Origin of the sequence: Frankia sp. Cppng1_Ct_nod (assembly GCF_920656135.1) — a bacterium.
GTDB classification, from domain to species: Bacteria; Actinomycetota; Actinomycetes; order Frankiales; family Frankiaceae; genus Protofrankia; species Protofrankia meridionalis.
Map to the genome: position 1 here is coordinate 1 of NZ_CAKKTK010000029.1, position 25,888 is coordinate 25,888.

28 protein-coding genes are annotated in these 25,888 nt (G+C 69.3%); 5 read left to right on the plus strand and 23 right to left on the minus strand.

Translation table 11 applies throughout. The features are described from left to right. Positions 1 to 132 precede the first annotated feature (132 nt). The 7 genes from NBW77_RS10710 to NBW77_RS22400 all read right to left on the minus strand — a co-directional run bounded on the left by NBW77_RS10710 (position 133) and on the right by NBW77_RS22400 (position 5,442). Positions 133 to 438, minus strand: a complete 306-nt coding sequence (locus NBW77_RS10710; protein ID WP_131747452.1) for a lycopene cyclase domain-containing protein — start codon at positions 436 to 438, stop codon at positions 133 to 135. Beyond that, the gene (locus tag NBW77_RS10715; protein ID WP_131747453.1) at positions 435 to 782 is read right to left on the minus strand and encodes a lycopene cyclase domain-containing protein; all 348 of its coding nucleotides are present in this window, start codon (positions 780 to 782) and stop codon (positions 435 to 437) included. Before NBW77_RS10715 ends, NBW77_RS10710 begins: the two co-directional genes overlap by 4 nt. Positions 783 to 797: 15 nt before the next feature. Continuing rightward, positions 798 to 1,499 carry a thiamine phosphate synthase gene (locus NBW77_RS10720; RefSeq protein WP_131747454.1) on the minus strand — a complete coding sequence of 234 codons (702 nt, stop codon included), beginning with the start codon at positions 1,497 to 1,499 and terminating at the stop codon, positions 798 to 800. Positions 1,500 to 1,519: 20 nt separating this feature from the next. Continuing rightward, positions 1,520 to 1,858, minus strand: coding sequence for an Rv2175c family DNA-binding protein (locus NBW77_RS10725; protein ID WP_242605937.1), 339 nt, complete (start codon positions 1,856 to 1,858; stop codon positions 1,520 to 1,522). An 18-nt stretch (positions 1,859 to 1,876) separates the two neighbouring features. Continuing rightward, on the minus strand, positions 1,877 to 3,526 hold the full coding sequence (locus NBW77_RS10730) for a Gfo/Idh/MocA family protein (protein ID WP_131747455.1): 1,650 nt from the start codon (positions 3,524 to 3,526) through the stop codon (positions 1,877 to 1,879). A 120-nt stretch (positions 3,527 to 3,646) separates the two neighbouring features. Continuing rightward, positions 3,647 to 4,807, minus strand: coding sequence for an NAD(P)/FAD-dependent oxidoreductase (locus NBW77_RS10735; RefSeq protein WP_250279644.1), 1,161 nt, complete (start codon positions 4,805 to 4,807; stop codon positions 3,647 to 3,649). Beyond that, on the minus strand, positions 4,720 to 5,442 hold the full coding sequence (locus NBW77_RS22400) for a thiol-disulfide oxidoreductase DCC family protein (protein WP_131747456.1): 723 nt from the start codon (positions 5,440 to 5,442) through the stop codon (positions 4,720 to 4,722). The genes NBW77_RS10735 and NBW77_RS22400 overlap by 88 nt, the downstream gene beginning before the upstream one ends. On the opposite strand from NBW77_RS22400, the gene pknB reads away from it, so the two are divergent. Further along, positions 5,414 to 7,354 carry a Stk1 family PASTA domain-containing Ser/Thr kinase gene (gene pknB / locus NBW77_RS10740; RefSeq protein WP_131747457.1) on the plus strand — a complete coding sequence of 647 codons (1,941 nt, stop codon included), beginning with the start codon at positions 5,414 to 5,416 and terminating at the stop codon, positions 7,352 to 7,354. The genes NBW77_RS22400 and pknB overlap by 29 nt on opposite strands. 200 nt (positions 7,355 to 7,554) lie before the next feature. Next, positions 7,555 to 8,718: a DUF5667 domain-containing protein gene (locus NBW77_RS10745; protein ID WP_250279645.1), complete on the plus strand. Its 1,164-nt coding sequence runs from the start codon at positions 7,555 to 7,557 to the stop codon at positions 8,716 to 8,718. 24 nt (positions 8,719 to 8,742) lie between these two features. Here the strand turns inward: NBW77_RS10745 and NBW77_RS10750 are convergent, their stop codons facing one another. From NBW77_RS10750 to NBW77_RS10770, 5 genes are all read right to left on the minus strand, one after another. Then, positions 8,743 to 10,095 carry a class II 3-deoxy-7-phosphoheptulonate synthase gene (locus NBW77_RS10750; RefSeq protein WP_131747497.1) on the minus strand — a complete coding sequence of 451 codons (1,353 nt, stop codon included), beginning with the start codon at positions 10,093 to 10,095 and terminating at the stop codon, positions 8,743 to 8,745. A gap of 20 nt (positions 10,096 to 10,115) precedes the next feature. Further along, a complete protein-coding gene (locus NBW77_RS10755; RefSeq protein ID WP_131747459.1) occupies positions 10,116 to 11,141 on the minus strand; it encodes a 6-phosphofructokinase in 1,026 nt (341 codons plus the stop codon). Between the two features lie 99 nt (positions 11,142 to 11,240). Further along, positions 11,241 to 11,765: a polyadenylate-specific 3'-exoribonuclease AS gene (locus NBW77_RS10760; protein ID WP_175324748.1), complete on the minus strand. Its 525-nt coding sequence runs from the start codon at positions 11,763 to 11,765 to the stop codon at positions 11,241 to 11,243. Next, positions 11,758 to 13,218, minus strand: a complete 1,461-nt coding sequence (locus tag NBW77_RS10765) for a hypothetical protein (RefSeq protein ID WP_207387115.1) — start codon at positions 13,216 to 13,218, stop codon at positions 11,758 to 11,760. The genes NBW77_RS10760 and NBW77_RS10765 overlap by 8 nt, the downstream gene beginning before the upstream one ends. Positions 13,219 to 13,252: 34 nt before the next feature. Further along, the gene (locus NBW77_RS10770; RefSeq protein WP_131747461.1) at positions 13,253 to 14,101 is read right to left on the minus strand and encodes a lysophospholipid acyltransferase family protein; all 849 of its coding nucleotides are present in this window, start codon (positions 14,099 to 14,101) and stop codon (positions 13,253 to 13,255) included. A 314-nt stretch (positions 14,102 to 14,415) separates the two neighbouring features. On the opposite strand from NBW77_RS10770, the gene NBW77_RS10775 reads away from it, so the two are divergent. The 3 genes from NBW77_RS10775 (at position 14,416) to NBW77_RS10785 (ending at position 17,204) form a co-directional block, all read left to right on the plus strand. Beyond that, entirely contained in the window at positions 14,416 to 15,189 is a 774-nt protein-coding gene (locus tag NBW77_RS10775; protein ID WP_131747498.1) for an alpha/beta hydrolase, read from the plus strand. Between the two features lie 57 nt (positions 15,190 to 15,246). Beyond that, positions 15,247 to 15,795 carry a hypothetical protein gene (locus NBW77_RS10780; RefSeq protein WP_131747462.1) on the plus strand — a complete coding sequence of 183 codons (549 nt, stop codon included), beginning with the start codon at positions 15,247 to 15,249 and terminating at the stop codon, positions 15,793 to 15,795. Positions 15,796 to 15,950: 155 nt separating this feature from the next. Further along, positions 15,951 to 17,204, plus strand: coding sequence for an ornithine cyclodeaminase, nickel-pincer nucleotide-dependent (locus tag NBW77_RS10785; protein WP_131747463.1), 1,254 nt, complete (start codon positions 15,951 to 15,953; stop codon positions 17,202 to 17,204). Positions 17,205 to 17,241: 37 nt separating this feature from the next. On the opposite strand, the gene NBW77_RS10790 is transcribed toward NBW77_RS10785, so the two are convergent. The 11 genes from NBW77_RS10790 to NBW77_RS10840 all read right to left on the minus strand — a co-directional run bounded on the left by NBW77_RS10790 (position 17,242) and on the right by NBW77_RS10840 (position 25,887). Next, entirely contained in the window at positions 17,242 to 18,231 is a 990-nt protein-coding gene (locus tag NBW77_RS10790) for an ROK family glucokinase (RefSeq protein ID WP_242605941.1), read from the minus strand. Further along, entirely contained in the window at positions 18,228 to 18,623 is a 396-nt protein-coding gene (locus NBW77_RS10795; protein ID WP_131747464.1) for a hypothetical protein, read from the minus strand. The genes NBW77_RS10790 and NBW77_RS10795 overlap by 4 nt, the downstream gene beginning before the upstream one ends. After that, on the minus strand, positions 18,620 to 19,825 hold the full coding sequence (locus NBW77_RS10800) for an ArsA family ATPase (protein WP_131747465.1): 1,206 nt from the start codon (positions 19,823 to 19,825) through the stop codon (positions 18,620 to 18,622). Before NBW77_RS10800 ends, NBW77_RS10795 begins: the two co-directional genes overlap by 4 nt. Before the next feature lie 15 nt (positions 19,826 to 19,840). Further along, a complete protein-coding gene (locus tag NBW77_RS10805) occupies positions 19,841 to 20,275 on the minus strand; it encodes an SRPBCC family protein (RefSeq protein ID WP_131747466.1) in 435 nt (144 codons plus the stop codon). Between the two features lie 149 nt (positions 20,276 to 20,424). Further along, positions 20,425 to 21,192: a metallophosphoesterase family protein gene (locus NBW77_RS10810; RefSeq protein ID WP_131747467.1), complete on the minus strand. Its 768-nt coding sequence runs from the start codon at positions 21,190 to 21,192 to the stop codon at positions 20,425 to 20,427. A gap of 11 nt (positions 21,193 to 21,203) precedes the next feature. Then, a complete protein-coding gene (locus tag NBW77_RS10815; protein ID WP_207387116.1) occupies positions 21,204 to 21,665 on the minus strand; it encodes a polyketide cyclase / dehydrase and lipid transport in 462 nt (153 codons plus the stop codon). Between the two features lie 13 nt (positions 21,666 to 21,678). Next, positions 21,679 to 22,815, minus strand: coding sequence for a glycosyltransferase family 4 protein (locus NBW77_RS10820; RefSeq protein WP_131747468.1), 1,137 nt, complete (start codon positions 22,813 to 22,815; stop codon positions 21,679 to 21,681). Between the two features lie 85 nt (positions 22,816 to 22,900). Beyond that, complete coding sequence (locus NBW77_RS10825; protein ID WP_131747469.1) at positions 22,901 to 23,821, minus strand: hypothetical protein; 921 nt, start codon at positions 23,819 to 23,821, stop codon at positions 22,901 to 22,903. Positions 23,822 to 23,843: 22 nt separating this feature from the next. Continuing rightward, positions 23,844 to 24,098 carry a hypothetical protein gene (locus NBW77_RS10830; RefSeq protein ID WP_242605943.1) on the minus strand — a complete coding sequence of 85 codons (255 nt, stop codon included), beginning with the start codon at positions 24,096 to 24,098 and terminating at the stop codon, positions 23,844 to 23,846. A 236-nt stretch (positions 24,099 to 24,334) separates the two neighbouring features. Beyond that, positions 24,335 to 25,654, minus strand: a complete 1,320-nt coding sequence (locus tag NBW77_RS10835; RefSeq protein WP_250279646.1) for an NYN domain-containing protein — start codon at positions 25,652 to 25,654, stop codon at positions 24,335 to 24,337. Next, positions 25,651 to 25,887 carry a hypothetical protein gene (locus NBW77_RS10840; RefSeq protein WP_131747471.1) on the minus strand — a complete coding sequence of 79 codons (237 nt, stop codon included), beginning with the start codon at positions 25,885 to 25,887 and terminating at the stop codon, positions 25,651 to 25,653. Before NBW77_RS10840 ends, NBW77_RS10835 begins: the two co-directional genes overlap by 4 nt. Position 25,888: the final 1 nt, after the last annotated feature.

Genomic DNA, 25,888 nt, shown 5'->3' on the forward strand with positions numbered 1-25,888 from the left:
TCAGGCACCTTAGCGAGCGCATCTGCGGTTTGTCTTCTGGAAGAGCAGCCGGATTCACGGAGCTACCAGGCGCCTCACCGAGGGTCGGCCCGGCCGTTACGCAACCGTGCCCGTCAGGCCGGAACGTGCCCGTCAGGTTCGTCGGACGAGGCGGCGGCCCCACCAGACCCACCAGGCCAGGGTCTGGGTGACCAGCGCGAACCCGAACAGCAGGTCCTCGACCGGAGCATGCACGATCCGAAGGCCGACGATCATGCCCGGGTTGTACGTGACGATCCGCAGGCCGGTGAGAAGACCGTTCGTGACCAGCTGAAAGCCGGCGATGATGGCGTAGGCGACCCAGAAGGCCCGGCGGGTGAGCACCCGGGTCCGCAGCAGCGCCATATCGAGCACCACGGTGACGGCGACGCCGACCACGGCCAGCGCGGTGTAGGTCAACCCTCGTCCCCGGGCGGGGGTTCATCACCCACCGGCCAGCCCTTCACAGCCCGGACGGCCTCCAGCGTGAGCACCGCGCAGACCGGCACCACCGCGAAAAACAGCAGCTCCTCCAGTGGCAGCCGACCGGGCAGCAGCACCCCGGTCATCCGCCCACGGTCGTAACCCCAGTGCCGGCGGGAGATCGCGTAGACATCCCAGGCGACGAAGACGACGGCCACCGGGATGATCGTCAGCAACAGCCGTACCGGACGCGCATACACCCGGGTGCGCAGGAACAGCTCCAGCGGCGCGGTGCCCGCCAGGCAACCCGCCAGTACGGCCAGGTAGCTCAGATGCCCCACCAGGACCGCGATCGGTCAGGCCGCGCGCAGCCGGCCGGCCAGCGCCGCCGCGGCGGTACCCGGCCCGCTCGCCCGGGTGATGCCCCGGACGACCACGACCCGCCGGGCCCCGGTGTCGAGGACCTCATCCAGGGTCGTCCCGTCCACACCCCCGGTGACGAACCAGGGCTTGGCGCCGGACGTGAACGGCGGGGCAAGTCTGGCGGCGAGTCGTGGCAGGTCCAGCCCGACCGGCGGGCGTCCCTGCTTGGTCGGCGTAGCCCACACCGGGCCGACGCAGAAGTAGTCCACGTCGGGATCCTCCATCGCGGCGGTCAGCTGGTCGGGGTCGTGCGTGGACTGCCCGATCAGCACATCCGGGCCGAGCAGCCGGCGGGCAAGCCGTGGCGGGATGTCGTCCTGGCCGACATGTAGCAGGTCAACGCCGGTGAACGCGGCAAGGTCCGCACGGTCGTTGGCGCTCACCAGCGCTCCGTGCCGCCGCGCGGCCTCCCCCATCGCGGCCAGCTCGTCGGCTTCGGGTTGCCACTCCATCCCCTTCTCGCGAAGCTGGACGACATCCACCCCACCGGCGAGGACGTCGTCGAGAAACGCGGGAAAGGCCGGTTGGAGCCCGGTGCACAGATACAGCCGGGCGTCCGCCAGGCGGACGAGACGGGCCTGCGCCGCCGACGACGGCACACTCGACGTGGATTCACCGCAACGCTGCTGCCCCATGGCCCGACCCTATGCGCGGGTCAGAAAGCCAGGGCCTGGGCCCGGCGCTTGACCTCCCGACCACGGTTCTCCGCCAGCGCCCGCGCCGGGGTGCCGGGCAGGGTCGGGTCCTCCCGGAAAAGCCACTCCATCGACTCCTCGTCTGTGAAGCCGGCGTCGGCAAGAACGGTCAGCAGGCCGGGGAGCCCTTTGACGATCTCGCCGTCCTGGACGAACTCCACGGGTACCCGCAGGACACCGTCGGATCGCACGGCGAGCAGCTTGCGGTCCCGCACCATCTGGCGTACCCGGGTAATGGGCACTCCGAGCCTGTCAGCAACATCGGGCAGGGTCAGCCAGTCCACGCTCAAAGTAAACACCGGGAAACAACCTTGTGGTCAGATCGGGGCGACATCGGATCGGGACGGAGTCAAGGCCGGAGTCAAGGGCGGAGTCAAGGCCGGAGCCACCGGAGTCCCGCCGGCGGCCACCGACCGGGTGGCGGCCTCCATCACGGCTACCACCCGGCGGGCCTCATCCACCGGGTACGACAGGGGCCAGCCCGACAACAGGCAGTCCGCGAGATCGCTGTGGAAGGCGGCGGGAACCGACCGCGGGAACGCCAGGCGGGTTCGGCTCCCGTTCTCGGCGACCAGGTTCAGCGGACTGGACACGGCACCAAGCGCGCGTTCGGCGTGTCGCCCGGAGCGTGGGCCGCCACCCGCCGGCTCGGTGGAGATCTCGCTGACGATCGAGCCGGCGGTGCCGAGCAGGTGGAATTTCGGCAGCGGCGCGGCTGCCACGTCGGAAATGGTGACCTGGGCTTCGGTGCCGTCCGCGAAGTGCAGCAGAATCCGGGTGTGGTCGGCGTTGCTTACGTGGTGCCAGACCCTCTTGTGCGCGGACGCCGACACCCACTCGACGGGTCCGGTGAGCAGGTCGAGGACCCAGTCCAGCGGGGCGAATCCACGGTCGTAGACGGCACCCCCACTCACTCTGGCGTCGTCATGCCAGGTGCCGGTGGGACGCACGAAACCACCCTGGAAGGTCTCCAGCCACAGCACGTCACCGACCGCGCCACCTCCGACCGCCATCCGCAGCGCCCGGTAGCCGGGATCGTCCCGCTGGTCGCAGTGGACCGCCAGCACAAGTCCGCGCTCGGCCGCGGCGGACGCAAGATCGTCGGCCTCCTGTGTCGACAGGCAGAACGGCTGCTCGACCACGACGTGCTTGCCGGCATCCAGCGCCCGCATGGCCCACTCGGTGTGGATGTGCGTCGGAGTGGCGACGATGACCAGACCGACGTCGGGATCGCTCACCAGCTCGGCCGGGTTGGCGATCCGACGGGCCCCGCGGTCCCCACCACGGCCGGGCGAACGGGACCCTCCGTCACAGATCGCGGCCATCTCCAGGCCTTCCGTCGCCTCGACGGCCATGTGATGGAAGGCCGCGGAATCGGCCGTGCCGAGCAGTCCCACCCGAACCGGCGGCCCGTCGAGCACCCCGAGGGCGTGGCGTAGCCAACGTCCGATCAGCCGATGGTAGGCGGGATCAGCAAGCGTCTGCTCACTGGTACCCAGGGTGAACATGCCGAGGCCCGTCGACGGGCGCCAGGTGCACACGGGATGGTCCGCCAGCTCGTGGCGGACCATCAGCAGCTGCTCCACGTCATCGGCGATCTTGTCGGGTATCACCCACTGGTCGATCGGGCGGAAGTCACCGATACGCGCCGTGAACTCCACCCCGGCCGGACCAGGGATCAACCGAAGTTCGTGGACGGGGGTCACCCGGCCCGGCAGCAGCCCGGACGCCTCGACCAGGGGGCTGTCCGGTGGCAGCGATCGCAGGGTGGGGCCGGCGAGCAGTACCGGGACGGACTGGCGCGCCCGGTCGAGCACGTCCTGTTCGACGCTGTCGAGCGGCCGGTCGATGAGAACGAGGAGAGCGTCCGCGGACCTCGCGGACGTCGGCCCGAGCCCGGCACCCCGCAGGTGGTCGCCGAGTACGCTCGCGCCGGAAAGGTTCGAGACCAGGTGGATGCGGGGCACGCTGGCACTTTAGTAACAGCTCCCCCGTCATCCCACAGGGGGTCTCGCCGTGGAACACCGGCGACTCGCAACCGGATCGGCGGACACCGGACGACCCGTGGGATGTGAGCGTCCGGCGCGTCACGCGAGGGGCGTCGCCAGGTCGGCGAACCTGTCCGGGTCGACCGTGCCACCGGCCGCCATCAGCCGCCGGCCACGTACGACATCCGCCGGACGACCGACCGCCAGCACCGCGGCCAGCCGGTCGTCACCGTCGAACCAGCCGGCCGACCAGCCCTTGGGCTGCGTCGGATCGCCCCGCCACACCGGCGTCGCGCCGGCCGGGCGAAGTCCGGCGAACTGGACCATGCGGCCGAACTGCTCGGACCAGAAATAGGGCACCGGGTCGTACACGGCATCGGCGCCAAGAAGTGCCGCCGCGGCGACGGCAGGTGACTGCTGGGCGCAGTCCCAGTGCTCGACCCTCAGACGAGTGGCATACCGCCTCGACCACCACGCGGCGCTGTCGCCGACGCAGACGACCGGGACCGGCCAGGTCGCGGCGAGATGTTCGTCCACGACAACCCCACGGTCGATCTCCAGCCCGGAGCCGGCCAGCCAACCAGTCGACGGCCGGACACCGACACCGACGACGACCTCGTCGGCGACAACATGATCACCGCCGGCGAGGTCCAGGCCATCCGGCCGGACGGCGTCCACCGAGGTACCGAGCCGCAGCGTCACCCCTGCCCGCGCATACCAGTCGATCAGGTGGGAGCCGACGTCCTCCCCCAGCGCCTGCGCCAACGGTGTGGCCGCGGCCTCGACGACCGTCACCTGCGCGCCGGCTGCCGCGGCGGACGTGGCCACCTCGGCACCGATCCAGCCGGCGCCGACCACGGCGAGACGAAGACCCGGGCGCAGCACGTCGCGCAGCGCGCGGGCGTCGTCGATGGTGCGCAGCACCCGCTGCGGCCCGTCGCCGGGCAGCCGCACCGGGTCCGCGCCGGTCGCGATGACAAGCCCGTCGAAGTCGAGCGGACCGCCGTCGGTCTCGACGACGCCCGGCCGCAGCCCGCTCGCCCGACGGCCAAGGAGCAGTTCGACGCCGCCTAGGTCAAGTGGAAGCGTCGTGTCGTCCGTCCGGCCGGCCAGCACCGCCTTCGACAACGGCGGCCGATCGTAGGGGAGATGGTTCTCCGAACCGACGAGCGTCAGCGCCTCGGTGTAGCCGGCAGCCCGCAGCTCCTGGCAGACCCGCCCCCCCGCAAGCCCCGCGCCCACGACAACAATCCGCTCCATGTCGGGGAGGGTAACCGGTTTCGGTTGCGACGTATCCGGTCATAGACGGCGGCTGCGCACAAGCCGGGCAGTGGCCGGGAAATGAATCGCCCCAGCCCTCGCCATGGTTGGCGCGAAACCGTCATCCACGCCGCCACCGCGTCCGCCCCCGAGCGGACCGCGCCATCCGTGCCCACCCACTGGACCGCGGCGCTCACCTGCGTCTCGGTCAGGCCGAGCCGCCGCAGGTCGACCGCCTGCCAGGGCTGGACATCGGGGACTGCGCTGAGATGACGGGACAGGAGCGCGGTACTGTCCGCGCAGAATCCGCAGTCGCCGTCCCAGAGAAACACCGGACGCGGGTGGTCCGGCGCGGCGGGCGACGGCGCGTCAGAGGTCAAGGCCACCGCGTCAGGGATCACCGCGTCAGGGATCACCGCGTCAGGAGTCATGACGGTTGGTTCCATTCCGGTTGTGGTCATGTCCGAATTACGGTCAGGTCCGGTTGTGGTCACGTCCACCTCATGGTGAACGCCGGGTGGCCTCCGAACCACCGACCCCGGCAGAAATGCGGCAACCACCGACCACATGCCCACGGCGGGAGAGGGCGATCGTAAGCTGTGCGATGTGGACACGACCGTCGCGGACCCCGTCATCGGACGGTTACTGGACGGGCGCTACACCGTGCAGGAACGCCTTGCCGTGGGCGGTATGGCGACCGTCTACGTCGCCCATGACAACCGGCTGGACCGGCTGGTCGCCCTCAAGGTCATGCATCCCGCGTTCGCGCACGACCAGGATTTCGTCCGGCGTTTCCACCGGGAGGCCACGGCCGCGGCACGGCTGAACACCCCACACGCCGTCTCCATCCTCGATCAGGGCAGCGACCACGGGTCCAGCGGCCCGACGATCTACCTGGTGATGGAACTCGTCCGCGGCCAGACCCTGCGTCAGCTGATCGGCAGCCGCGGCAGGTTGACCCCCACCGAAGCCGTTGAGATCATCGAGTCGGTCCTTGAGGCCCTGACGGCCGCTCACAACGCGGGTATCATCCACCGCGACATCAAGCCGGAGAACATCCTGCTGGGGCACGACGGCCAGGTGAAGGTCGCCGACTTCGGGCTTGCCCGGCCCGTCAACCAGGCAACGTACGCCCTGACACAGGGTGTTGTTATGGGCACCGTTGGCTACCTTGCTCCCGAACAGGTCAGTGACGGCTCCGCCGACACCCGCAGCGACATCTATGCCGCCGGGGTCGTGCTGTACGAGATGCTGACCGGGCAACCACCTCACACCGGCAGCACCCCGATGTCCGTGGCCTACCAGTCGGTGCACGGCGACGTTCCGGCACCCTCCGCGCTCGTACCGGGCATTCCGGCCGAACTGGACGCGCTCGTGCTGCGCGCCACCGCGCGCGACCCGAACTGGCGGCCCGCCGACGGGGCCGCCATGCTGGCCGAACTACAGCGCATAGCGGCGTATCTACCGGAGGCCGTCGAGAACCCCGTCCACACCGGTGGGTACTCCGGCGGTGGGTACGGTCCGACGGCGGGCGGCGGCTCCCGAGCGACCGCCGGCTATGACCTGGGCGCGGGCGAACCGGGCCGTGGGTTGTCCCGCTACCGACGTCCGCGAAGGTCACGCGGCGTGCTCGTCGCCATTGCCATGATGGTGATCATCGTTCTCGTCGGCGGGATTGCCCTGGTCAAAACGATGTCCGGTCCAGGTACCGTGCGGGTCCCCCCGCTGCTGGGCCTCGACAAGGCGACGGCGGAGAAGACACTGACCGACGCCAGGCTGGTCGTGGCTTACGACGATGCCGCCACCAGCGACACCGTCGCCGCGGGGAAGGTCCTGGCGCAGAACCCGGACGGCACCGCCAAGGTGGCGCGGGGCAGCACCGTACGGGTGCGCCTCAGCCTGGGCCAGGCGAAGGTCCGGGTGCCCGACGTCGCCACCCTGTCGGTGGCCGAGGCCCGCACCGCGCTCACCCGCCAGCAGCTCAACGTCGCGTCCCAGCGCGCCGAGGCCAACGACACCATCCCGGCCAACTACGTGGTCAGGACGGATCCGGCCGCGGGCGTCGAACTCGTCGCGGGCAGCCAGGTGGCTCTGATCGTGAGCTCCGGTCCGACCACCCTCACGGTTCCGTCCAACCTCGTCGGGCAGCCGTTCGAACAGGCCCAGGCCATCCTCCTGGCAGCCGGTCTCAAGGCGGGCCGGCAGGACATCAACGACGACACGGTCCCGGCCGGCAGCGTCGTGCGCACCTCCCCCGACCCCGGGCAGCAGGTCAACCGCGGTGCGACCGTCACCCTGTTCGTGTCCAAGGGCCCCGCGAGCTGGTGGGGGAATGACAGCGGCGGGGATGGCAGCGGCCAGATGGTCGTAGTACCGACGGACCTTGTCGGGAAGAAATACCAGACCGCCGTCCGCGAGCTGCAACACGTCGGGCTGCGGGCCGACCACGACGGCATCATCGGCGACACGGTCCAGAGCAGCAACCCGCCCGCGGGCAGCAAGGTCGAACGGGGCACCAAGGTGACCCTCACTCTCGGACTGGGCTGAGCAGAAGCCGGTGGGCGGGGGTCCTGGGCGCACGCCTTTCCCGGCATTCGGCGGATAGTCTGGATGAACCACCCTGGACGGCGAGGGTGAGATACCTGCCTGTGCAGGGTGTCCCCCTTCACCATGAGGGCTGACGGTGTATGCGGGTGGCAGCAGGCGCCCGGGCGGCGCACCGCGCAGGGGAAAACAGGGGGACGCCGGTGGGAGTGCTACTCACGGGGCGGCGGGCCGAGCATTTCGACCGGCTGGTCGACGGCCGGCTGCCGGCCACCCGAACGGGCGAGCGCGAGCGGCTGGACATTGTCATGGCACTACGCGCCTGCCAACCGGTGTCGCCGCGCGCGGAGTTTCGCGCCTCCCTGCGGGTTCGGCTGCTCGCCGAGAACCCGACGGCCGAGAACCCGACGGCCGAGACCGTCACCCCTGCTGAACCCGCACGGTCCCCGGCGGCCCCCGCCCACGACGCCTGGAACATCCTCAAAGTACGCCCGGCCCTGATCGGCGCCCTTGCCACATCCGTGGTGGTGACGGGCATCGCGGTCGGTACCCATCGGGCGGTTCCCGGCGAGCCCTTCTACGGGCTCAAGCTCCGGGTCGAACACATCCAGCTGGATCTCACGAGCAGCCGGGTCGAGAAGGCCAAGGTCCATCTCGACCTCGCCCGGACCAGGCTCGACGAGATCCGCACAATCATGGACGACGGACGACTACCGAAGAAGACCATCGATGTGCGTGACCTCCTGGTCGCGTGGCAGACCGAGGCGTCCACCGGCGGGGAGGTACTGGTCGCCGAGGCGCGGGGCGGCAGCCAGGATGCGTTCCAGGCCGTCCAGGCCTTCACCACCGCCGAGTCCCGGAACCTAGGCGTCCTGCTGGACAGCCTGCCTGACGGTCCACTCCATGCCATGACGGCCGACGCCCTCGACTACGTGCACGGAGTGCGCGACACCCTCAGCGACGTGGGTATCGCAGCCGCGTCGAAACCGGGCAGCCCGTCCGGCACGCCCACCCGGGTCGGCACCTCGCACGTGCGGCAACCGGCCGGGAACTCCGGTGGAACGCCGCCGGTGAGCTCGTTCGCGTCGCCGGTGCCGGGCCCGGACATTCCGTCGAACCCCGCCACGTCGAACCCCGCCACGTCGAACCCCGCCACGTCGAACCCCGCCGTTTCGGTCGCCGCCGGCCCGGATGCGAGGACCGGCCGTTCACCGGGAAACGCACAGGCGCCGACCGCTGCGCCGCCGAGCCCATCAGCATCCGCCATGTCAGCATCCGCCATGTCAGCAACGACGGACGCCCCGGCCACCGACATCGCACCCGAAACCGTCGTCGCACAGATCCTGGACTCCGCCGACCCCGGCTGACGTCCGGTGCGTCACCCCTGCGGGTCACCGTCCGCGAGAACGGCCCGCAGTCACCTGCTGGAGCATCTCGGCAACCAGGAAGGCCAGCTCCAGCGCCTGACCGGTATTGAGCCGTGGGTCGCAGGCGGTCTCGTACCGACCGGCCAGATCGGCCTCGCCGATCCGATCGCCGCCGCCGAGACACTCGGTGACGTTGTCGCCGGTCAACTCGATGTGCACGCCACCCGGATGGGTTCCGAGCGACTTGTGAACCTCGAAGAAACCGAGCACCTCGTCGAGGACGTCGTCGAAGTGCCGGGTCTTCACCCCGTTCACGTCCCGGGTGTTGCCGTGCATCGGATCGCACGACCACACCACCGGATGCCCGGCCGAGTTGACCTTCTCCACGACCGTGGGCAGCACATCGCGGATGCGCCCGGCACCCATCCGGGTGATGAGCGTGAGACGGCCGGGGATGTGGTCGGGGTTGAGCCGGTCGGTCAGCGCCAGTACCTCGTCAGGTGTGGCGTTCGGGCCCACCTTGCAGCCAACAGGGTTGTTGATCTTAGAGATCAGATCCACATGGGCGCCGTCGAGGTCGCGGGTACGCTCACCGATCCACAGCATGTGCGCGGACAGGTCGTAGGCCGAACCGGACGCCTCCTCCGTCCGGGTGAGCGCTCGCTCGTAGTCCAACAGCAGTGCCTCATGACTGGTGAACAGCTCGACGCCGTGCAGAGCCGCCGTGCGGTCAGGGTTGATGCCGCAGGCGGCCATGAACGACAACGCCCGGTCGATGTCGGTGGCCATCACCTCATAGCGGCGTCCGGCCGCCGACTTCCGCACGAATGTCTTGTTCCACTCGTGCACCTTGGAAAGATCGGCGAACCCGCCGGTGGCGAACGACCGAACAAGGTTCAGGGCCACCGCGCTGGCATGGTAGGCGTCCACCAAACGACCGGCGTCCGGCCGGCGGGCCTGGGCCGTCGCGGCAATGTCGTTGACGGCGTCACCGCGATAGGACGGAAGCCCGGTGCTCACCTCGATATCGGCTGACCGTGGTTTGGCGTACTGGCCGGCGATCCGAGCGACCTTCACCACCGGCATACTCGCGCCATAGGTGAGCACCACCGCCATCTGCAGCAGAGTCTTCACCTTGTCGCGAATCTTGTTCGCGGTGTTCGCGGCGAAGGTCTCGGCGCAGTCGCCGCCCTGCAGCAGAAATGCCTCGCCGCGGGCAACCGACGCCAACCGGTCGGTCAGAATCCGGACCTCGGGCGCGGTGACCAGCGGTGGCAGTATGGCCAGCCGCTCACGGGCCGCGGCCAGCTCCACCGGATCGGGCCAGTTCGGTTGCTGCTTGGCCGGCAGGGTCCGCCACACATCCAGTTCGTCCACGGGGCTACAGGGTACGGCGGTCAACCGAAAAAGACCTCGGCTTCCGCATACAGTTCCTCCGGCACCAGTTTGAGCTCGCGGGTGGCCTCCGCCAACGGCACCTGTTCGATCCGGGTGCCGTGCAGCGCCATCATCGTGCCGGAAGCGCCCTCGTGCACGGCGTCAACGGCGTGCAGGCCGAATCGGGTCGCAAGCCACCGGTCGAACGCAGTCGGCGTGCCACCTCGCTGGACGTGACCCAGCACGGTCGCCCGGGACTCCCGCCCGGTACGCCCACGGATCTCGGTCTCCAGGACCGACGCGATCCCCTGCAACCGGACATGACCGAAGGCGTCCAGCTCCCCCTCCTTGACGACCAGGCTGCCGGCCACCGGCGCCGCCCCCTCGGCCACCACGATGATCGGCGCATAGTGGGACGCGAAACGGTGCTCGACGAAGGCGCAGACCTTGTCGATGTCGAACGGCCGTTCCGGGATGAGGATCACGTTGGCGCCGGCCGCCATTCCGCTGTGCAGCGCGATCCACCCCGCATGCCGTCCCATCACCTCGACGATGAGGACACGGTGATGACTCTCCGCGGTCGTGTGCAGCCGGTCGATGGCCTCCATCGCGATGTTGACGGCCGTGTCGAACCCGAAGGTGTAGTCGGTCGCGGACAGATCGTTGTCAATGGTCTTGGGAACCCCGACCACCGGGATGCCTTCGGCGTGCAGCCTGGCTGCAACCCCGAGCGTGTCCTCACCACCGATCGCGATCAACGCGTCGACGCCCAGCCCGGCAAGGGTGTCCCGAATCCGCGCCACTCCGTCATCCGACTTGTACGGGTTTGTGCGACTCGAACCGAGAATCGTTCCACCGCGCGGCAGGATTCCACGCACCGCGTCAATACCGAGCGGGACGGTGGCATTCTCCATGGGACCGCGCCAGCCGTCCCGGAAACCGACAAAAGAATGCCCGTAGACATCCATACCTTTCCGGACAATCGCCCGGATGACAGCATTCAGCCCCGGGCAGTCCCCACCGCCCGTCAACACGCCGATCTTCACAACAGCACCCCTTCGCCACCGACACCGCACGACCCGAGTCCGTCAGGGCGGAAGCGTAGTCGCAGACCGGACGCTCAGCGACCATTGAACCTCCGGAATTCACTCGGCGGTTGCCGACGACAGACCCGCTCGTAGCGGAGCCAGTACGCGCCAGCGGGCAAGGTTGTGCCGAGCGTCGGCAAGCGCGTCGTGGGCGTCGCGGGGTGGACGCGGAAGCTGCGGGCAGCCGACCTCTTCCCAGAGCTGACGCAGGTCACGGGTGAACCGGGGAAAAGGGCGTGGAAGATCCGTCATCGTGCCGAAAAGCTGGCAGAGCACCACATGGTCATAAGCGGCATACCAGGCCCACAGTTCCGGTGGTCCGTCCACGCCGAGGAACTCGGCGACGTCCGACCGGATACGCGCCCGCGAACGCCAGTGCGGATCGGACGGCGGCGGAAGCTTGTCCAGGACGTTGCGCCGCACCCAGGGGACCGCGAACCCGGGATCGAACTCGGTGGACACGGCGTAGTACTCCCGGGTGCCGTCCTCACTGACGATCCCGATGCTCACCAGATCCAGCCAGAGATGGCCTGCCTCGCAACGTTCGATGAACTCGGTGTCATAGAGATATCGGCTACCCACCGGTCCAGTTTGCCTGGCCACGGCGCGCCCTCCAGAACAGACAGCCCAGCAGCGCCGCCATACCCGCGGCGCCGGCGAGCGGCAGCGTCCACAGCAGCACACCGTTGACCTTGCCATCCGGGGACGCCGGGACCGGCGTCCGGGCACCGGTTGCGGTGGCGCCCGCTGTGCCTCGTGCCGGCGGGCAGGGGTCACCGGCCACCGGCGGCGCCACCGGCGGCGCCTGCCCGGTGGCTGCCGGCTCCACCCGGACGTCCACCCGGGACGCTCCGACGTCGGTCACCAGGCAGACCACACCCGCGCCGGGGGCGGAGAGCACCGTCGCGCCCGATGCCCGCACCAGGTAGCCGTCCGGGTAGGCCCGCGCGGGAACCCGTATCTGTGTCGTGACCCCACGGCCGAAGGTGCCCCCGGTCGCGGACACCGGTAGGTAGGACAGGGCCAGCAGCCGTCCTGACGGGGTATAGGTGAAGCCCACCGGGACACCTGCGATCACGGATGGATAGGGCCTGGCCACAACTGCCGCGGCGGTGTCGGTCAACGGCCGGTCGAAGAACCAGCCGATCTGTGTGGTGTCGGCAGCAGCCGCCAACCGCGCCACGGCCGCCGGGTCGCCGTCCGGCCATCCGACGAGCAGAGCAGCCTCATCGTTGATCACCACGGTTGCGGTCGGGTCGAACGGGGCGGTGCTCTGCCGCCAGAGAAGATGGTGGGCGTCCTGCGCCCGCACAGCCCCGTTGAGCGTGGAAGAACTCGCGGACGGCGGGGCCACGAGCTCGAAACCGACCAGGCCCGCGACGTCATGGAACCTGCTCGACACCCGGCGCAGGGCCGCGGCGTACGCCTCGTCCCCGACTCTGGTGGCGGGAACAGTCGGCACTATCTGGATCATCACACGAAGGCCCTGGCCGGTGACGAGCTGGACGGAGGCGGCAAGCTGGTCGAGCCCGTCGGAATCGGTGGCGGTGGCGGTGGCGGTGGCGGTGGCGGTGGCATCGGCGCTCCGCCGGGCCTGCACACCGGCGCGGCCGGCGGTCGCAGTGAACGTCCCGTCCGGGCCCATCGACACGCCGAGGCTCACCGCGGTGAACCCCGAGGCCACCCACTGCGCGACGGTGGCGATGTCGACGGCGACACCGGGCGGCACCGCCGGGCCGTGCAGGAACAGCACCCGACCATCAAGATCGACGGCGAACCGGTCGGCCCGCACCACTGTGCCCGCCGGTGGGCTCGCCGACGCGGACGACGCGGATGTGGTCCGCACCGCGTCGGGTGTCGGCTGGGCCCGTGCCGCCGGGACGGTACCGATCACCACCGCGAGCACCACTGCCGCGATCATGGTCGCCGTGACAGGTACGCCTGCCGAACCGATCAACGCCCAGGGCCGCCACCGTGACACACGCCATTCGGACGTACGCCGGACCGGCGCGACGGGACCCCCCGATGAGTACACACCGACCATCCTGCCGTGCCACGGTGACCGCGGGTCAGCCTGCCTGGCGGGTACCCCTCCGGTCGGCGGTGTCGGATGCGTCCTCGGGTCCGCTGCCGTGGCGCGTACCCGAGGTTCGAGACGCCGGGGTGGAGGCGTGGCCGGGCGCCCGTACGACCAGTGACCCCGAGCCTGCGCCGCCGGCCGCTTCGATCGCGGCCTCGTGTGCCGCGGCGATCTCGGTTTTGGCCCGTTGCGCGTACATGTCGACGTACTCCTGGCCTGACAGCGCCATAAGTTCATACATGATCTCGTCCGTCATGGACCGGAGCACGAACCGATCATCGGCCATCCCCTCGTACCGGCTGAAGTCGAGAGGCCGGCCGATCCGGATACCGACCCGCCGGACCTTCGGTATCGCCTTGCCCGGGGGCTGCACCTCGAAGGTTCCGATCATCGCGACCGGGATGACCGGCACCTTCGACTCCAGCGCCATCCGGGCGACACCGATCTTGCCGCGGTACAGCCGTCCGTCCGGTGAACGCGTGCCCTCCGGGTAGATCCCCAACAGCCTGCCGTGCTGCAGGACCCGCACGCCGGTTCGCAGCGCCGCGTCGCTCGCGGCCCCGCCACTGCGGTCGATTGGCAGCTGCCCCGAGCCGCTGAAGAACAGCCGTTGCAGCCAGCCCTTGATCCCGGGCGAGGTGAAGTAGTCGCTCTTAGCCAGGAAGGTGACCCGGCGCGGCACGACCAACGGGAGGAAGAGGTGGTCGGAGAAGGACAGGTGATTGCTGGCGAGGATGGCGGGACCCTGCTCGGGCACGCTTTCCAGGCCCTCGACCCACGGACGCCAGAAGATCCGCAGGAAGGGGGTGAGAAACGCCTTGACGACCCAGTAAAACACGTCAGCTCCCGGTGTGGTCGTCAACCAATATCCGCCGGTCGCACCCGGTGGCACAACATGCGGTGGCTGGAATAACCGTATGGACCCAGGACGGCGTCGTCCACCGGCGCACGCCGAACCCGGCGGGCGTGTCACCGTCGCCGATGGCCCGAGGCTGCGTATGCCGGCTGCCGGCCGGCGCGGAAACCGCCATGGCCTCCGTCCTCCCGGCATGCGAGCATGCTGCCAAGCCGGTTTGCGCGATGATGACGGAGAAGCCCCGCACACCAACGGTGCGTGAACGGTCCCGCGCATGTGACGAGAGGGCGGACATCATGACGAGCGCACCGCAGTCTTCGGTCAGACCGGGCGCGGAACCGTTGGAACGCGACGGTGACAGCACCGGGGTGCTGCTGGTCCACGGATTCACGGGCACACCTCAGAGCATGCGCCCATGGGGCGAGTTCCTCGCGGAGGCCGGCCTGACGGTCTCCTGTCCGCTGTTGCCTGGCCACGGCACCCGCTGGCAGGACATGAACGCCACAACCTGGCAGGACTGGTTCGCGGCGGCGGATGGCGCCTTCAACCGGCTCCGGGAGCGTTGCGAGACCGTCTTCGTCATGGGGTTGTCCATGGGCGGGACGCTGACCCTGCGACTGGCCGAGGTGTACGGCTCGGACGTGGCCGGCGTCGTCACCGTCAACCCGAGTCTGGGCACCGACCGGAAGGTGGCGGTACTCGCACCGCTGCTGTCCCGGATCGTGCCCTGCCTACCCGGGATTTCCAGCGACATCAAGGCACCAGGCGTCGACGAGGTCGCCTACGGACGCGTCCCGCTGCGGGCCTTCGCCTCACTGCGCGAACTGTGGGCGGTGACCGCCCCGGATCTGGGCCGCATCGTCAGCCCGGTACTGACCTTCCGCAGCCGCGTCGACCACGTCGTCGAACCGTCGTCCGGACGGATCCTGCTGGCTGGTGCGACATCGTGCACTGTCTCCGAGCGCATCCTGGAGGACAGCTACCACGTCGCGACGCTGGACAACGACCAGAAGACGATATTCGAGGGAAGCCTGGAGTTCGTCCGGACACATGCGGTGGTCTCAGGATGAACGGTGGTCTCAGGATGAACAGTGACCTCGGGATGAACGGCGGTCTCAGGATGAACCGTGACTGACATGCCACCGGGCTACGGTCCGCCGGACGCCGGACAGGATCCGGAGCAGGAGCAGGATGCGGCCTTCGCCGCGTTGGTCGCCCGTTTCGATGACGAGCCCGGGCCGAGCACCTGGCCGACCGCCGAGGACGTCCCCAGCCCGCCGCGGCCCACGCTCATGCCCGTCCACCCGATCCGGCGCCCGCCGGAACATCCGGTCCATCGCTGTGATCACGTCCCGTATCCCGACGAGGAGACCGGCACCCGGGACGAACCCGACGACAGCGAACCGGACGACAGCGACGACGAACCATCTGATCATTATGATCCGCCGCCACCGCCTTCGATACCAAGAATGCAGCCCGTCACCCGGTGGGCACTGTGTTCGATCGCGCTGGGTGTCGCGATCCTGCTGGCGCCCTCGGTGGCCGGGATTGAGCACGGTTCGTCCCGTGACGTGGCAGGAGTCATGCTTGTGCTCGGCGGAGTCGCCACACTGGTAGCACGAATGGGGGATCGGCTGCCCACCGATTCCGACGACGACGACGGTGCGGTCGTCTGACCCTGGACTCCCGGTGGGCGGACCTCGGCGCCAGGACCTGCCCGATCGAAGATCGGTCGGACGGATCCCGGTAGCCGAAGACCGCGCGATCACGGCTCTTCTCGCGCGGCCGGAGGCTACCGGGGGACTGGTCACGTCATGGAAGGGGCGGCTGCGTGCGGTTTCACGAAACGGTCGAGATCCACGGTCACCTGATGGACACCGGTGTTCTCGCCCGGGTGCTCGACGATGTCCTCAATTACGGTGGTGACTACGAGGTCGAAAGCATCGATCTCGGTAAGAGCCACGACGACGAGTCACACGCAAAGATCATTATTGGGGCGACTTCCCCGAGCCAACTGACCCGCATCCTCATGCGTATCCAGGTCCACGGCGTCAACAGCGTGGCCCAGGGCGAAGTGGTGCTGCAACCCGCCGACCGTGACGGGGTCTTCCCCGTGGACTTCTACTCGACCACCAACCTGGAAACCGTGGTCAGCCTCGGCGGCCAGTGGGTCCCGGTGGAACATCCCGAGATGGACTGCGGCCTTGTCGTGGTCGGAGGGCGGGTACGTACCATCCCGGTGTCCGAGGTCCGGGTCGGCGACATGATCGTGTGTGGCGTGTCCGGGGTAAAGGCCGTCCTGCCCGTCACCGACCACTCGACCCGGGTGTACGGGACCTTCCAGTCCATGTCGTCGTCCACGGCCCCGGTGTCGCCGCAGCGCCAGGCCCTGCTGGTCCGCACCGTCGCGCGGCAGATCCGCGAGATCAAAGCCGAGGGTTTCGACGTGCTGTGGGTCGCCGGTCCCGCGGTCGTGCAGACCGGTGCCACCTCCGCCATGGTCGCTCTGGTCGAAGCGGGCTACGTCGACGTGCTCTTCTCCGGCAACGCCTTCGCCACCCTCGACATCGAGGCGGCCCTGTACGGACCGACGACCGGTGACGACCTGACCCACGGCAGGCCGGCCGAACGCGGCCACGAGCAGCACATCCGGGCGATCAACACGATCCGGCGCGCTGGTTCGATCATCATGGCGGTCGAGGACGGCATCCTCACCAGCGGGATCATGCATGCTCTCGTCAAGGCCGGCAAGAGGTTCGTCCTGGTCGGCTCGGTTCGTGACGACGGCCCGCTGCCAGACGTCCACACCGATGTGCTGGCCGGCCAACGGGCCATGCGGGACGCCCTGCACGGCGTGGGTTTCGCGATGATGGTTGCCTCGATGTTGCACTCGGTGGCGACCGGCAACATCCTGCCGGCGTCCATCCCACTGGCCTGTGTGGACATCGATCCCGGCAACGTCACCACGATCGTCGACCGCGGCTTTGCCCAGGCCGTCGGCGTCGTCACCGACACCGGGCTGTTCCTGGAACAACTGGCCCAGGAACTGGTCACCGACTACCGTCCCGCGGCGGCGGCCCGCTGACCCGCCCACCCCGGTGAGCCCCGGGGCAGGTCCGGGGTCAGTGCCGCGCGAGGTCGGCCGCGCCGATGATCCCGGCCGGTGGCCCGAGTTCCGCCACGACGATGTCCGCTTCAGGACGGTACGCCCGGCCTGACAGGCTGTTGCGGAACTCGGCCCTGGCCGGGCCGAGGAGAAGATCGTCGGCCTCTGCCACACCACCACCGACGACGAAGCGACCAGGATCAAGAATTGCGGCGAGGCTGGCGAGACCCCGCCCGAGCCAGCTGCCGATCTCCTCGAAACACTTCACCGCCAGCGGGTCGCCCTCCTGGGCGGCGGCGGTGATCGCTGGACCGGTGAGACGGGTAACGTCACCGTCCGCGCTCTCCAGCAGGCGCCGACCCGCCGCCGGGGAGGTCGAGACCAGCTCGCGGGCCGTCCGGACGAGCGCCCTACCGCTGCCGTACTGCTCGAAACATCCCCTGTTCCCGCACCCGCACAGGTGGCCGCCGGCCACGAGCTGCATGTGCCCGATCTCCCCGCCGATCCCGAAACGCCCCCGGTACAGCCGGCCGCCCAGCACGATTCCACCGCCGATCCCGGTTCCCACCGTGACGCACACCAGATCGTCGTGGCCGCGTCCGGCGCCGAACCTGTACTCCCCCCACGCCATCGCGTTCGCGTCGTTCTCGACGACGACCGGCAGGCCGGTCCGTGCGCTCACCTCGTCCCGCAATGGTTCGTTACGCCAGGCGAGGTTCGGCGCGAACAGGACGTGTGACCTTTCACGGTCGATCCAGCCTGCTGCGCCGATCCCGACGGCCCGCACCGACTCCGGCCCGACAGCCGCCCGCAGCTCGGCCACGGCTGCATCGATCGTGTCCGCGACCTCAGCGGGCTCATGGGTGGGAGTCGGCCTGCGGACCGAGGCGACGATCGCTCCGGTCACGTCCACGACGCCGGCGGCAACCTTCGTTCCACCGACATCCACTCCGACCACCAGACCGGACTCCGTACGGTTCTCCCCCGACGTCGCTGCAATGGTCACTCGACATCGATCCTCTGAACGCGCGACCGGGATCGCGGTCGCTCGGTGGTGTTCTCCGGTCGGCAGGTTCCGCCGGTCCCGTCGGTCGCCGCGTCATCCTCGTCGGCGCCCGCCGGCCCCGCAAGCGCGGCCCGCAGCGCCGCGGCGAGCGAGGTCGCGGCCGTGAACAGGTGCGCGGCCACCTCCGGCCGGCCGGCAGCCAGCGTGGCGACAAGCCGGCAGACCGGACACACCTGGCACGTCGTCATGGGTGAGATGACCGGAGCGCCGGCTGGTCGGGTGTCGGCGTGGCCCTGGCTGGCGTGGGCCGCCGGGTCCGTGAGCAGGTCACGCAGGGCCGCGCCGAGCAGCGCGGCCTCCTCAGCGAGCGGACGCGGCGCGGCACTGCTCACGTGCGCACCCACAGATCCGGATCGAGCACAAAGGACACCACCAACCGGTCGTCGCGCAGCACCGCGCCCCGCACGTCACACCGCCGCAGGGCGGACGGCAGGATGAGCAGCCGCCGCTGCGACCCGACGGACACCATCAGCTCGTCCTCGCCGATCCGGGTAAGTCCGATCTCCGAGCGTTCCACGAACGGCAGGCCCAGTGAGATGGAAAAGCCGTCGTCGGTGCGTTCGACGTGCAGCGGACCGCCGTCGGCCTGTCGGCCCGCGCCGAGAACACCCACCGGGTCCAGACCGGTGTAGGCGGCGGCCGCGAAGGCCGCCAGCTCCTCAAGCCCGACCGGCTCACCGGCACGGTAGGCCGCGCGCAGAACCGGGATCGGCGCGAAGGACAGCTCCGCGTCCAACAGCTGGTCACGATGGACGGCCGCCCACCCGGCCCGCCAGGCGTCGCCACCGGACTGGGTGTGCACCCGGTTGGCGACGACCGCGTCGACGGCGAACCCGTGCAATGCCAGCGCCGTCAGCGCTCCCCGTGTCTGTTCGACCACCACGGACTCGGGGGTGAGCACCAGTCGCACGCTGGAACGTAACGGGTCGGAGAGAACCTCGCGAACCTCACGCATGATCGATTGAAGTCGGGCCGCGGCCCCCACCAACGATTCCGGGACGGCGCCAAGGCGGTCGGGACGGCCGAGCAGCGCCCGGCCGGGACGCAGTCTGCGCGCGAACCGACCATCGAGCGGGACAACTCGGCGCAGGTACCAGGCAAGCGTTTCCGGAAGCGTCAGCAGGCGCAGCAGTTGGGGAATCGGACCGGTGTCGACCAGGACGACGTCGTAGTCACCGGAGGTGACCTGGTCAAGCAGGTGCAGCAGCGTGAGAACCTCACCGGTGCCGGGAAGCACCATCAGTTCGTCGACCTCCACCGGGTCGGTTCCCGTCACCTTCCAGAACCGGCTGAAATAGCCGCGGATGACCTGCCAGTGGTCCTCGAATGCCTGCTGGGTGTCCGCCTGCTGCGCGTACAGACCGGATTCGATCTCAACCGGAGCACCACTCAACGGGTGATCGAGTACCGCGGCGAGGCCCTGCGCGGGATCCACGGACATCACCAGCGTCCGGTAGCCGCGTTGGGCCGCAAGCGTGGCGGTCGCCGCGGCGACCGTGGTCGTCCCGGCGCCCCCCTTACCCGTGAAGAGCACGCACCGCACGCGAAATCAGCTCTCGATGTGCTTCTTGAGATCCTTGAGCGCGGCGTCGACAACGCCACTTTGAACCTTGCGTCGAAGCAGACCCGGGATTTTGATCTTCAGTTCGACCGTCAGATCATAGGTGACCTCGGTCCTGCCTTCACCAATATCACGCAGGACGTAGCTGCCGTCCTGGGCTGTCATGTTGTTTGCCGAGACGAGCGTCCAGCTCACCGACTCGTCACCCGACCAGGTGTACTCGATGACAAATTCTTCTTTTGTCACCATCGCGTTGACCACGAAACGGCCTCGGCGGGGACGACCGTCCGGTCCGGCCTCGACGACCGCGGACTGTTCCACCGGGCCTGACCAGGACGGATACGCGGCGACGTCGGCAATCGCGTCCATCACCGCCGCCGGTTTGGCGTTGATCGTAACGGTGGCTCGGGCGTGATCCGCCATTGGTGACAGTGCCTCCACAACTCACCCGGGCGAACCCGGCGCCGCTGACATCCCGGATCTCCTGACGCCCGGGTTCTCCCTGGACGCCAGGATAATCATCCTTACCGATCATCAAGGGTACCGGACCGCCGGCCCGGCCCGTCCGAGTCCTACCACTCCAGCACGAACGGCGTCCCCCGCGCGTTGAAATGTCCAACGTTCACGCACCGCGTTCGACCGATCTCAAGTACGTCCCGGTACGGCTGGTGGACATGCCCGAAGAGCACGTACCTGGGCTGGATTTCGTGAATGGCCTCCAACACCGCGGCGCTGCCCCGTTCGTAACGCCCGGCCACCGTGTCGTACACGAGCTCGGGTAGGTGCGGCGGGATGTGGCAGCACAGGATATCCACCGACCCGACCGCGGCCACCTTCGCCGCGTAGACGTCATCATCGATCTCGTAGGGAGTATGCATCGGAGTGCGCAGACCACCACCCACGAAACCGAAACGCAGCCCCCCGATCTCGACCACCTCGCCGTCCAGCAACGTGATGCCGTCGCGCAGGTAGTCCGGGTAGAGGTAAGGAAGATCAACATTTCCGTAGGTGAGGAAGGTCGGGGTCGGAAAGGCGGCGAACATCTGTTCGTACTGCTTGCGGATCGCCGCTTCGACGATCTCCTGCCGGCCGTCCCCCAGGGTCGCCCACAGGCTGCGGGACCATTCACGGGCCTCGTCGAAACGCTGCTCGGTCCTTAACCGAATCATTCTTCCAACCGCGGCCGCGCCGAAAAGGTCACCCATAATACCGCGACTGTGGTCACGGTAGTCCACGTAGAGAATCAGGTCGCCCAGACAGACAAAGGCATCCGCGCCTTTCCCGGCGGCGGCGAGCGCATCGGCGCGGCCATGGACGTCGCTCACCACGTGTACCCTCATGCCGGGTAAGCCTACGGTTGCGGCGGTCGAGAAGCCGCAGGGGAACCGACCGGCAGGCCATACCCAGCAGCCGGTTCCCCCGGCTCACGAGCCGCCTCAAGAGTGTCCTTGAGCGTGTTGAGCTGACGTTTCGTATGCAGAGAACGACGGGTGGCCAGGCTTTTCGCCGCGGACCGCCGTAACCGGCGGGCCGCTGTGGGCTGATGGCGACGGGTGGCGTCGACCCGCAGGTACACGTGCGCGACAACCCCGTCACCCCACGGTTCCAGCCAGATCTCGCTGGTCCCGACCAGCGCGCCGGTCACGGTGAACCGCAGCCCCGCGGTGTCCCTGTCCTGAAAGATGCTCAGCTCGAGGTCCGGCCACAGCGCGCGCCACAGCGCGGGGTCGTGCACGGCCTTCGAGACCTCGGCGAGGCCGGCCGCCACAAAGACCTCGTCGATCAGATCGATCTGCACGGGCTCGGGACCCATCCCAGCGATCATGTCAGGCCGGTCCGGGTGCCGGTGCCATCAGGTCACGCAGGCTCGCCGCGAGGACGTCCCACCGCCAGGCCACCTCGACCCACGCACGGCCGGCCACACCCATCGCCCGAGCCCGGTCGGGATCGGCCAGCAACCGGCCGACGGCATCGGTTATCTGCGCCAGGTCGCCACCGTCGACCACCACACCGGTCCGGCGGTCCAGCACCGCGTCCGGCGCTCCGCCACTGCGCCCGGCGACCACCGGCAGACCCGTGGCGGACGCCTCCAGATAGACGATGCCGAGTCCCTCGACCTCAAGGCCCGCCCTGCGCGTCCGGCACGGCATCGCGAACACGTCGCCGGCAGCGTAGTGCGCGGGTAACTCACCCCACGGCACGGAACCTGTCATGATCACATGCTCGGCCACGTCGACCTCGCGCGCGAGGCGCGCCAGCGACGGTCGGTCCGGCCCCCCGCCGACCAGCAGCAGAGCTGTGCCGGGCACCCGGCGGCGCCAGGCCGGCAGGGCTCTGACGAGCATGTGCTGGCCCTTGCGTCCGACTAGCCTGCTCACGCACACGACAACCGGGCGATCAGCCAGGCCATAACGTTTACGGATGTCGTCGCGCCCGGCACCCGGCCGGAAGAACTCGGTGTCCACACCGCTGGGCAGCCGGGCCAGGGTGGGATGGCGGCCCAACGCCGGAGCGAGTCGTGCCCGCGTGTAGTCGGTGAGATAGGTCACGACATCGGCCGACCGCCCGACCCGACGCAGCGCCTGACGCGCTCCAGGAAGCGCGGCCCAGCCCACCTCGTGACCGTGGGTACTGGCGACGATCCTGCGTATCCCCGGATCACGGCGAAGCCCGGCACCGAGCAGGCCCAGCGGCGCGGCCGCTCCGAACCACACGACATCACAGTCCTCGGATCGGGCAACCGCCCGAGCCCTGCGAAGTACATCCGGCGTGGGCAACATCAACGACGTCGGATGCCGCACCACCGGAAACGGCGCGGTCGCGTCAAAGACCGACGAGCCCTTCCACTCGGGCGCGTAGACGACCACCTCGCCTTCCGGTAACCGGCAGGCGAAATTATGTACATATGCCTGGATCCCACCCGGACGAGGTGGGAAGTCATTGGTTATCACCAGCACCCGCATCGGGCGATACTCCCGCAGGCCGGATGCGCCGCAACAGCCGACTCACCATCGGGGTGCGGGCCCGTTCGACATCGGACCACACTATCTACGACGGCGACAGGCCGGCCCTCAGATACGACCTCCACTGAGCGACGAAACCAGCCTCGGTGGTCCCCAGGAACGCCCGGAACGCACCGTCCAGCCGCGACTGCGGATCACCCCTGCCGGATCCCACCTGCCGGTAGAAGCTGATCAGCCCGCCAAGCCCTAACCTGTCCGCGATCAACCGGCAGGCCAGCCACGCCTCCTGATAGCTACGCAGGATCGTTCCGTCCGCGGCGGAGAACTGCGCGTCCGATGGCAGCGCGTCAGGCAGCCAACCGGATCGCACGTCGGCGGCGAGTTCGGCCGCCGCCCGAGTCGTCGCCAAGGGGACCCCGGCGTGGCCCACCGTCTCGGCAAGCCCCTCCACCAGCCACAGCGGGGTGCCCGAGCCGGTCACAGCGGCACTCGCGAAATGGGTCAGTTCGTGGCGCAGTACCACCTGACGCCCCTGCGCGCTGAGGCGTTCATAGACTTCCCTGCGGAGGATCACGCGCCCGGCGCCCGGCCCGTCCGGCCCGGTTTCCGCCGGTACCGGGGTCACGGCGATCGCCGCCTCGCCGCCGGCGCCCATCCGCCCCGCCCGCGCACGGAACCCGGCGTCATCCACGGGAATCTCCACCACGACATGATCGGACCATGGCCCGTCCCAGACCCCGCGTACGTAACCCAGGGCATCATCGGCATCACGGCGAACCTGGTCCGACAACGCGGGTGGCACACCAGACCCCGTGACCGTCAACCGCTCGGAGAGCCCCTCGTCGAGCCGCGGTCGAGCCGGGCCAGCCACATCCGGATGATCGTGTCCACCGGCGATGACCAGCGGCACGCCCGCGACAAGGCCTGCGACGACAACGGCAACCAGCGACATCACCAGTGGGTGTTCTCGCCACCACCGCCCCACCCGGTTCACCTGCCCATACACGCGCCTCCGGGCCACAACGAGGTTAACCAGCCAAAGGATGCGTGATCACCACAGGTCGGGGGTCAGAGCTCGACTTCAGGTACGGGGCCAGTCGTGGAACGAGTTGCGAGATCAGGCCACCGTCCGCGAGTGCCTGCAGGGCCTGGTATTCAGTCTCGTCCCATTCGATCTCATACCGTTCGGCATCGCGGCGTACGGGATCGTCCCGTTCGGCATCGCGGCGTACGGGATCGTCCCGTTCGGCATCGCGGCGTACGGGCCCAAGCAGGACGGGCATCACGCAGTCTCCACAGGCGTCTCCCCGAACCACACAGGTGTCACAGTCGATCAGCATCGTCGCCGCCTCTCCGGCCGGGACCGTCGGTAAGACGCAACGTAAGCCGGGGGTCCGACAACTTTTACGACCCTGCGTTTTACGACCCGGTGCTTTCCCGGTCCTGTGCTCGGCGGTCACGTGTCGCGTCTCCCGGCCACACGTCGGCCGAGCTCCCGGCCGAACTCCCGGCCGAGCGCTCAGGCACGCTCGAGACGAGCGATCAGCGCAGCGGACGGAATCGGGCGCGCACCCGACAACCGGCTCGTGTCCGCCACCTCGCGGTCGGACGTCACAACCACCATCGGACGGCCCGCGGGCTCAGCCCGCACGAGCCGGATGATCTCCTCGTCGGCAAGCTGACCGGACCGGCTGAACACCACCCGGACGCCACGCGGTGCGGTCACCCCCACCGGCCTGGCAGTCACCGCCGTCGCGTCGAACACAACCGTGATCTCGCTCTCGGGCGCGCGCCCCACCAGCGCGCCGAGCCCCGACAACAGCCGGGCGCGCTGTGCCTGCAGAGTCAGCGAACCGTACCCGCGCTTGGTCACGTTGTAGCCGTCCACGATGAGGTGAACCCCGGGAACCGCGAGGACCTCGTCGACAACGCCGGGATCGTCCTCGGCGAGGCCACGCGCGCCGATCCCACAGAACGGGTCGAAGGACGCGGCGGCATTCTCCTCACGGCCGACGATGTCCGCCGGACGGCGGACCGCGGTGGGCAGGGCGAGTTCCTTACGGAAGCCGTTGGCCGCGGCCATCAGGGTATCCAGCAGGACACGCAGGCGCACTTCCTCCACCGAGCGGGCCTCCCGGCTGCCCCGGCGTGAGGCGGCCAGGGCAGCTTCGAGCTCGGCGACCCGTTGCCGCAACCGGCGGGTCTCCGCCTCGGCATCCCGGGCGGCCGTCACCGCCTCGTCGCGGGTCCTCTCGGCGGCATCCACCGACTCGCCGGCGGCGATCTCGGCCCGGCGGACCCGGTCGGAGGAGGACCTCAGCCGGCGGCGGGCGTCCTCGACGTCACTGCGGGTGAGTGCCAGGCGTTCACGCAGTTGGTCGTTCTCGGCCTTGGCGCTTCGCCGCACCGCCTCGAGCTGGTCCTGCAGGCGCGCGACCGTCCCGGCCGCCTCGGCCGCGCGGGCTGACGCCGCCGAGGCGGCCAGTTCCTGCGCGGCGGCATCGACCATCTGCTCCCAGCCGGGTAGGCGCAGGACGTAGGCGACCGCCGCGATCTCCTCGGGTGGCGCGGCCTCGGGTGGCCCCTGCGCGGACTCCAGCGATGCCACCAGGTCGGGCAGGGCCAGGCGGACCCGTTCGGCGACCCGCCCGCGGAAGACCACGTCGTTGGCGATCGCCGCCGCCAGCGGCGTCGCGCCGAGCCGGGAACGCCGGGACGGGATGAAACGCCGGACGGCGATGAGCGCCGACGGCACGTCCTGCTCAGGCAGGTCGGCCAGGGTGTCGGCGGCGAACGCGACGACCTGCGCCCGGACGTTGGGCGGGAGTGGCTCGCTCACCCGGACGCCGGCCGGGGCTCACACACCACGCTGTCCACCCCGCCACACCAGCGACACCACACGCGTTCGATCTTCTCGCTCACGACGTCGCGTTCCTCAACGCGTGAGACACCAGCGAGGTCGACATGGACGTAGTCCCGTGACTGCACCGTCCTGGCAACGTCGAAACGGGTCAGATTGCCGCAGATCCCGCACCGCCAGCGGGTATGCGGTCCGGGGATGTCGACGGGCACG

Coding starts and splice junctions, on each gene's coding strand:
- NBW77_RS10720 (WP_131747454.1), bottom strand. CDS start 1,499: ATGGGGCAGCAGCGTTGCGGTGAATCCACGTCGAGTGTGCCGTCGTCG.
- NBW77_RS10735 (WP_250279644.1), bottom strand. CDS start 4,807: ATGGAGCGGATTGTTGTCGTGGGCGCGGGGCTTGCGGGGGGGCGGGTC.
- NBW77_RS22400 (WP_131747456.1), bottom strand. CDS start 5,442: ATGACGGGGTCCGCGACGGTCGTGTCCACATCGCACAGCTTACGATCG.
- NBW77_RS10775 (WP_131747498.1), top strand. CDS start 14,416: ATGACGAGCGCACCGCAGTCTTCGGTCAGACCGGGCGCGGAACCGTTG.
- NBW77_RS10805 (WP_131747466.1), bottom strand. CDS start 20,275: ATGGCGGATCACGCCCGAGCCACCGTTACGATCAACGCCAAACCGGCG.
- NBW77_RS10810 (WP_131747467.1), bottom strand. CDS start 21,192: ATGAGGGTACACGTGGTGAGCGACGTCCATGGCCGCGCCGATGCGCTC.
- NBW77_RS10815 (WP_207387116.1), bottom strand. CDS start 21,665: ATGGGTCCCGAGCCCGTGCAGATCGATCTGATCGACGAGGTCTTTGTG.
- NBW77_RS10820 (WP_131747468.1), bottom strand. CDS start 22,815: ATGCGGGTGCTGGTGATAACCAATGACTTCCCACCTCGTCCGGGTGGG.
- NBW77_RS10830 (WP_242605943.1), bottom strand. CDS start 24,098: ATGCCCGTCCTGCTTGGGCCCGTACGCCGCGATGCCGAACGGGACGAT.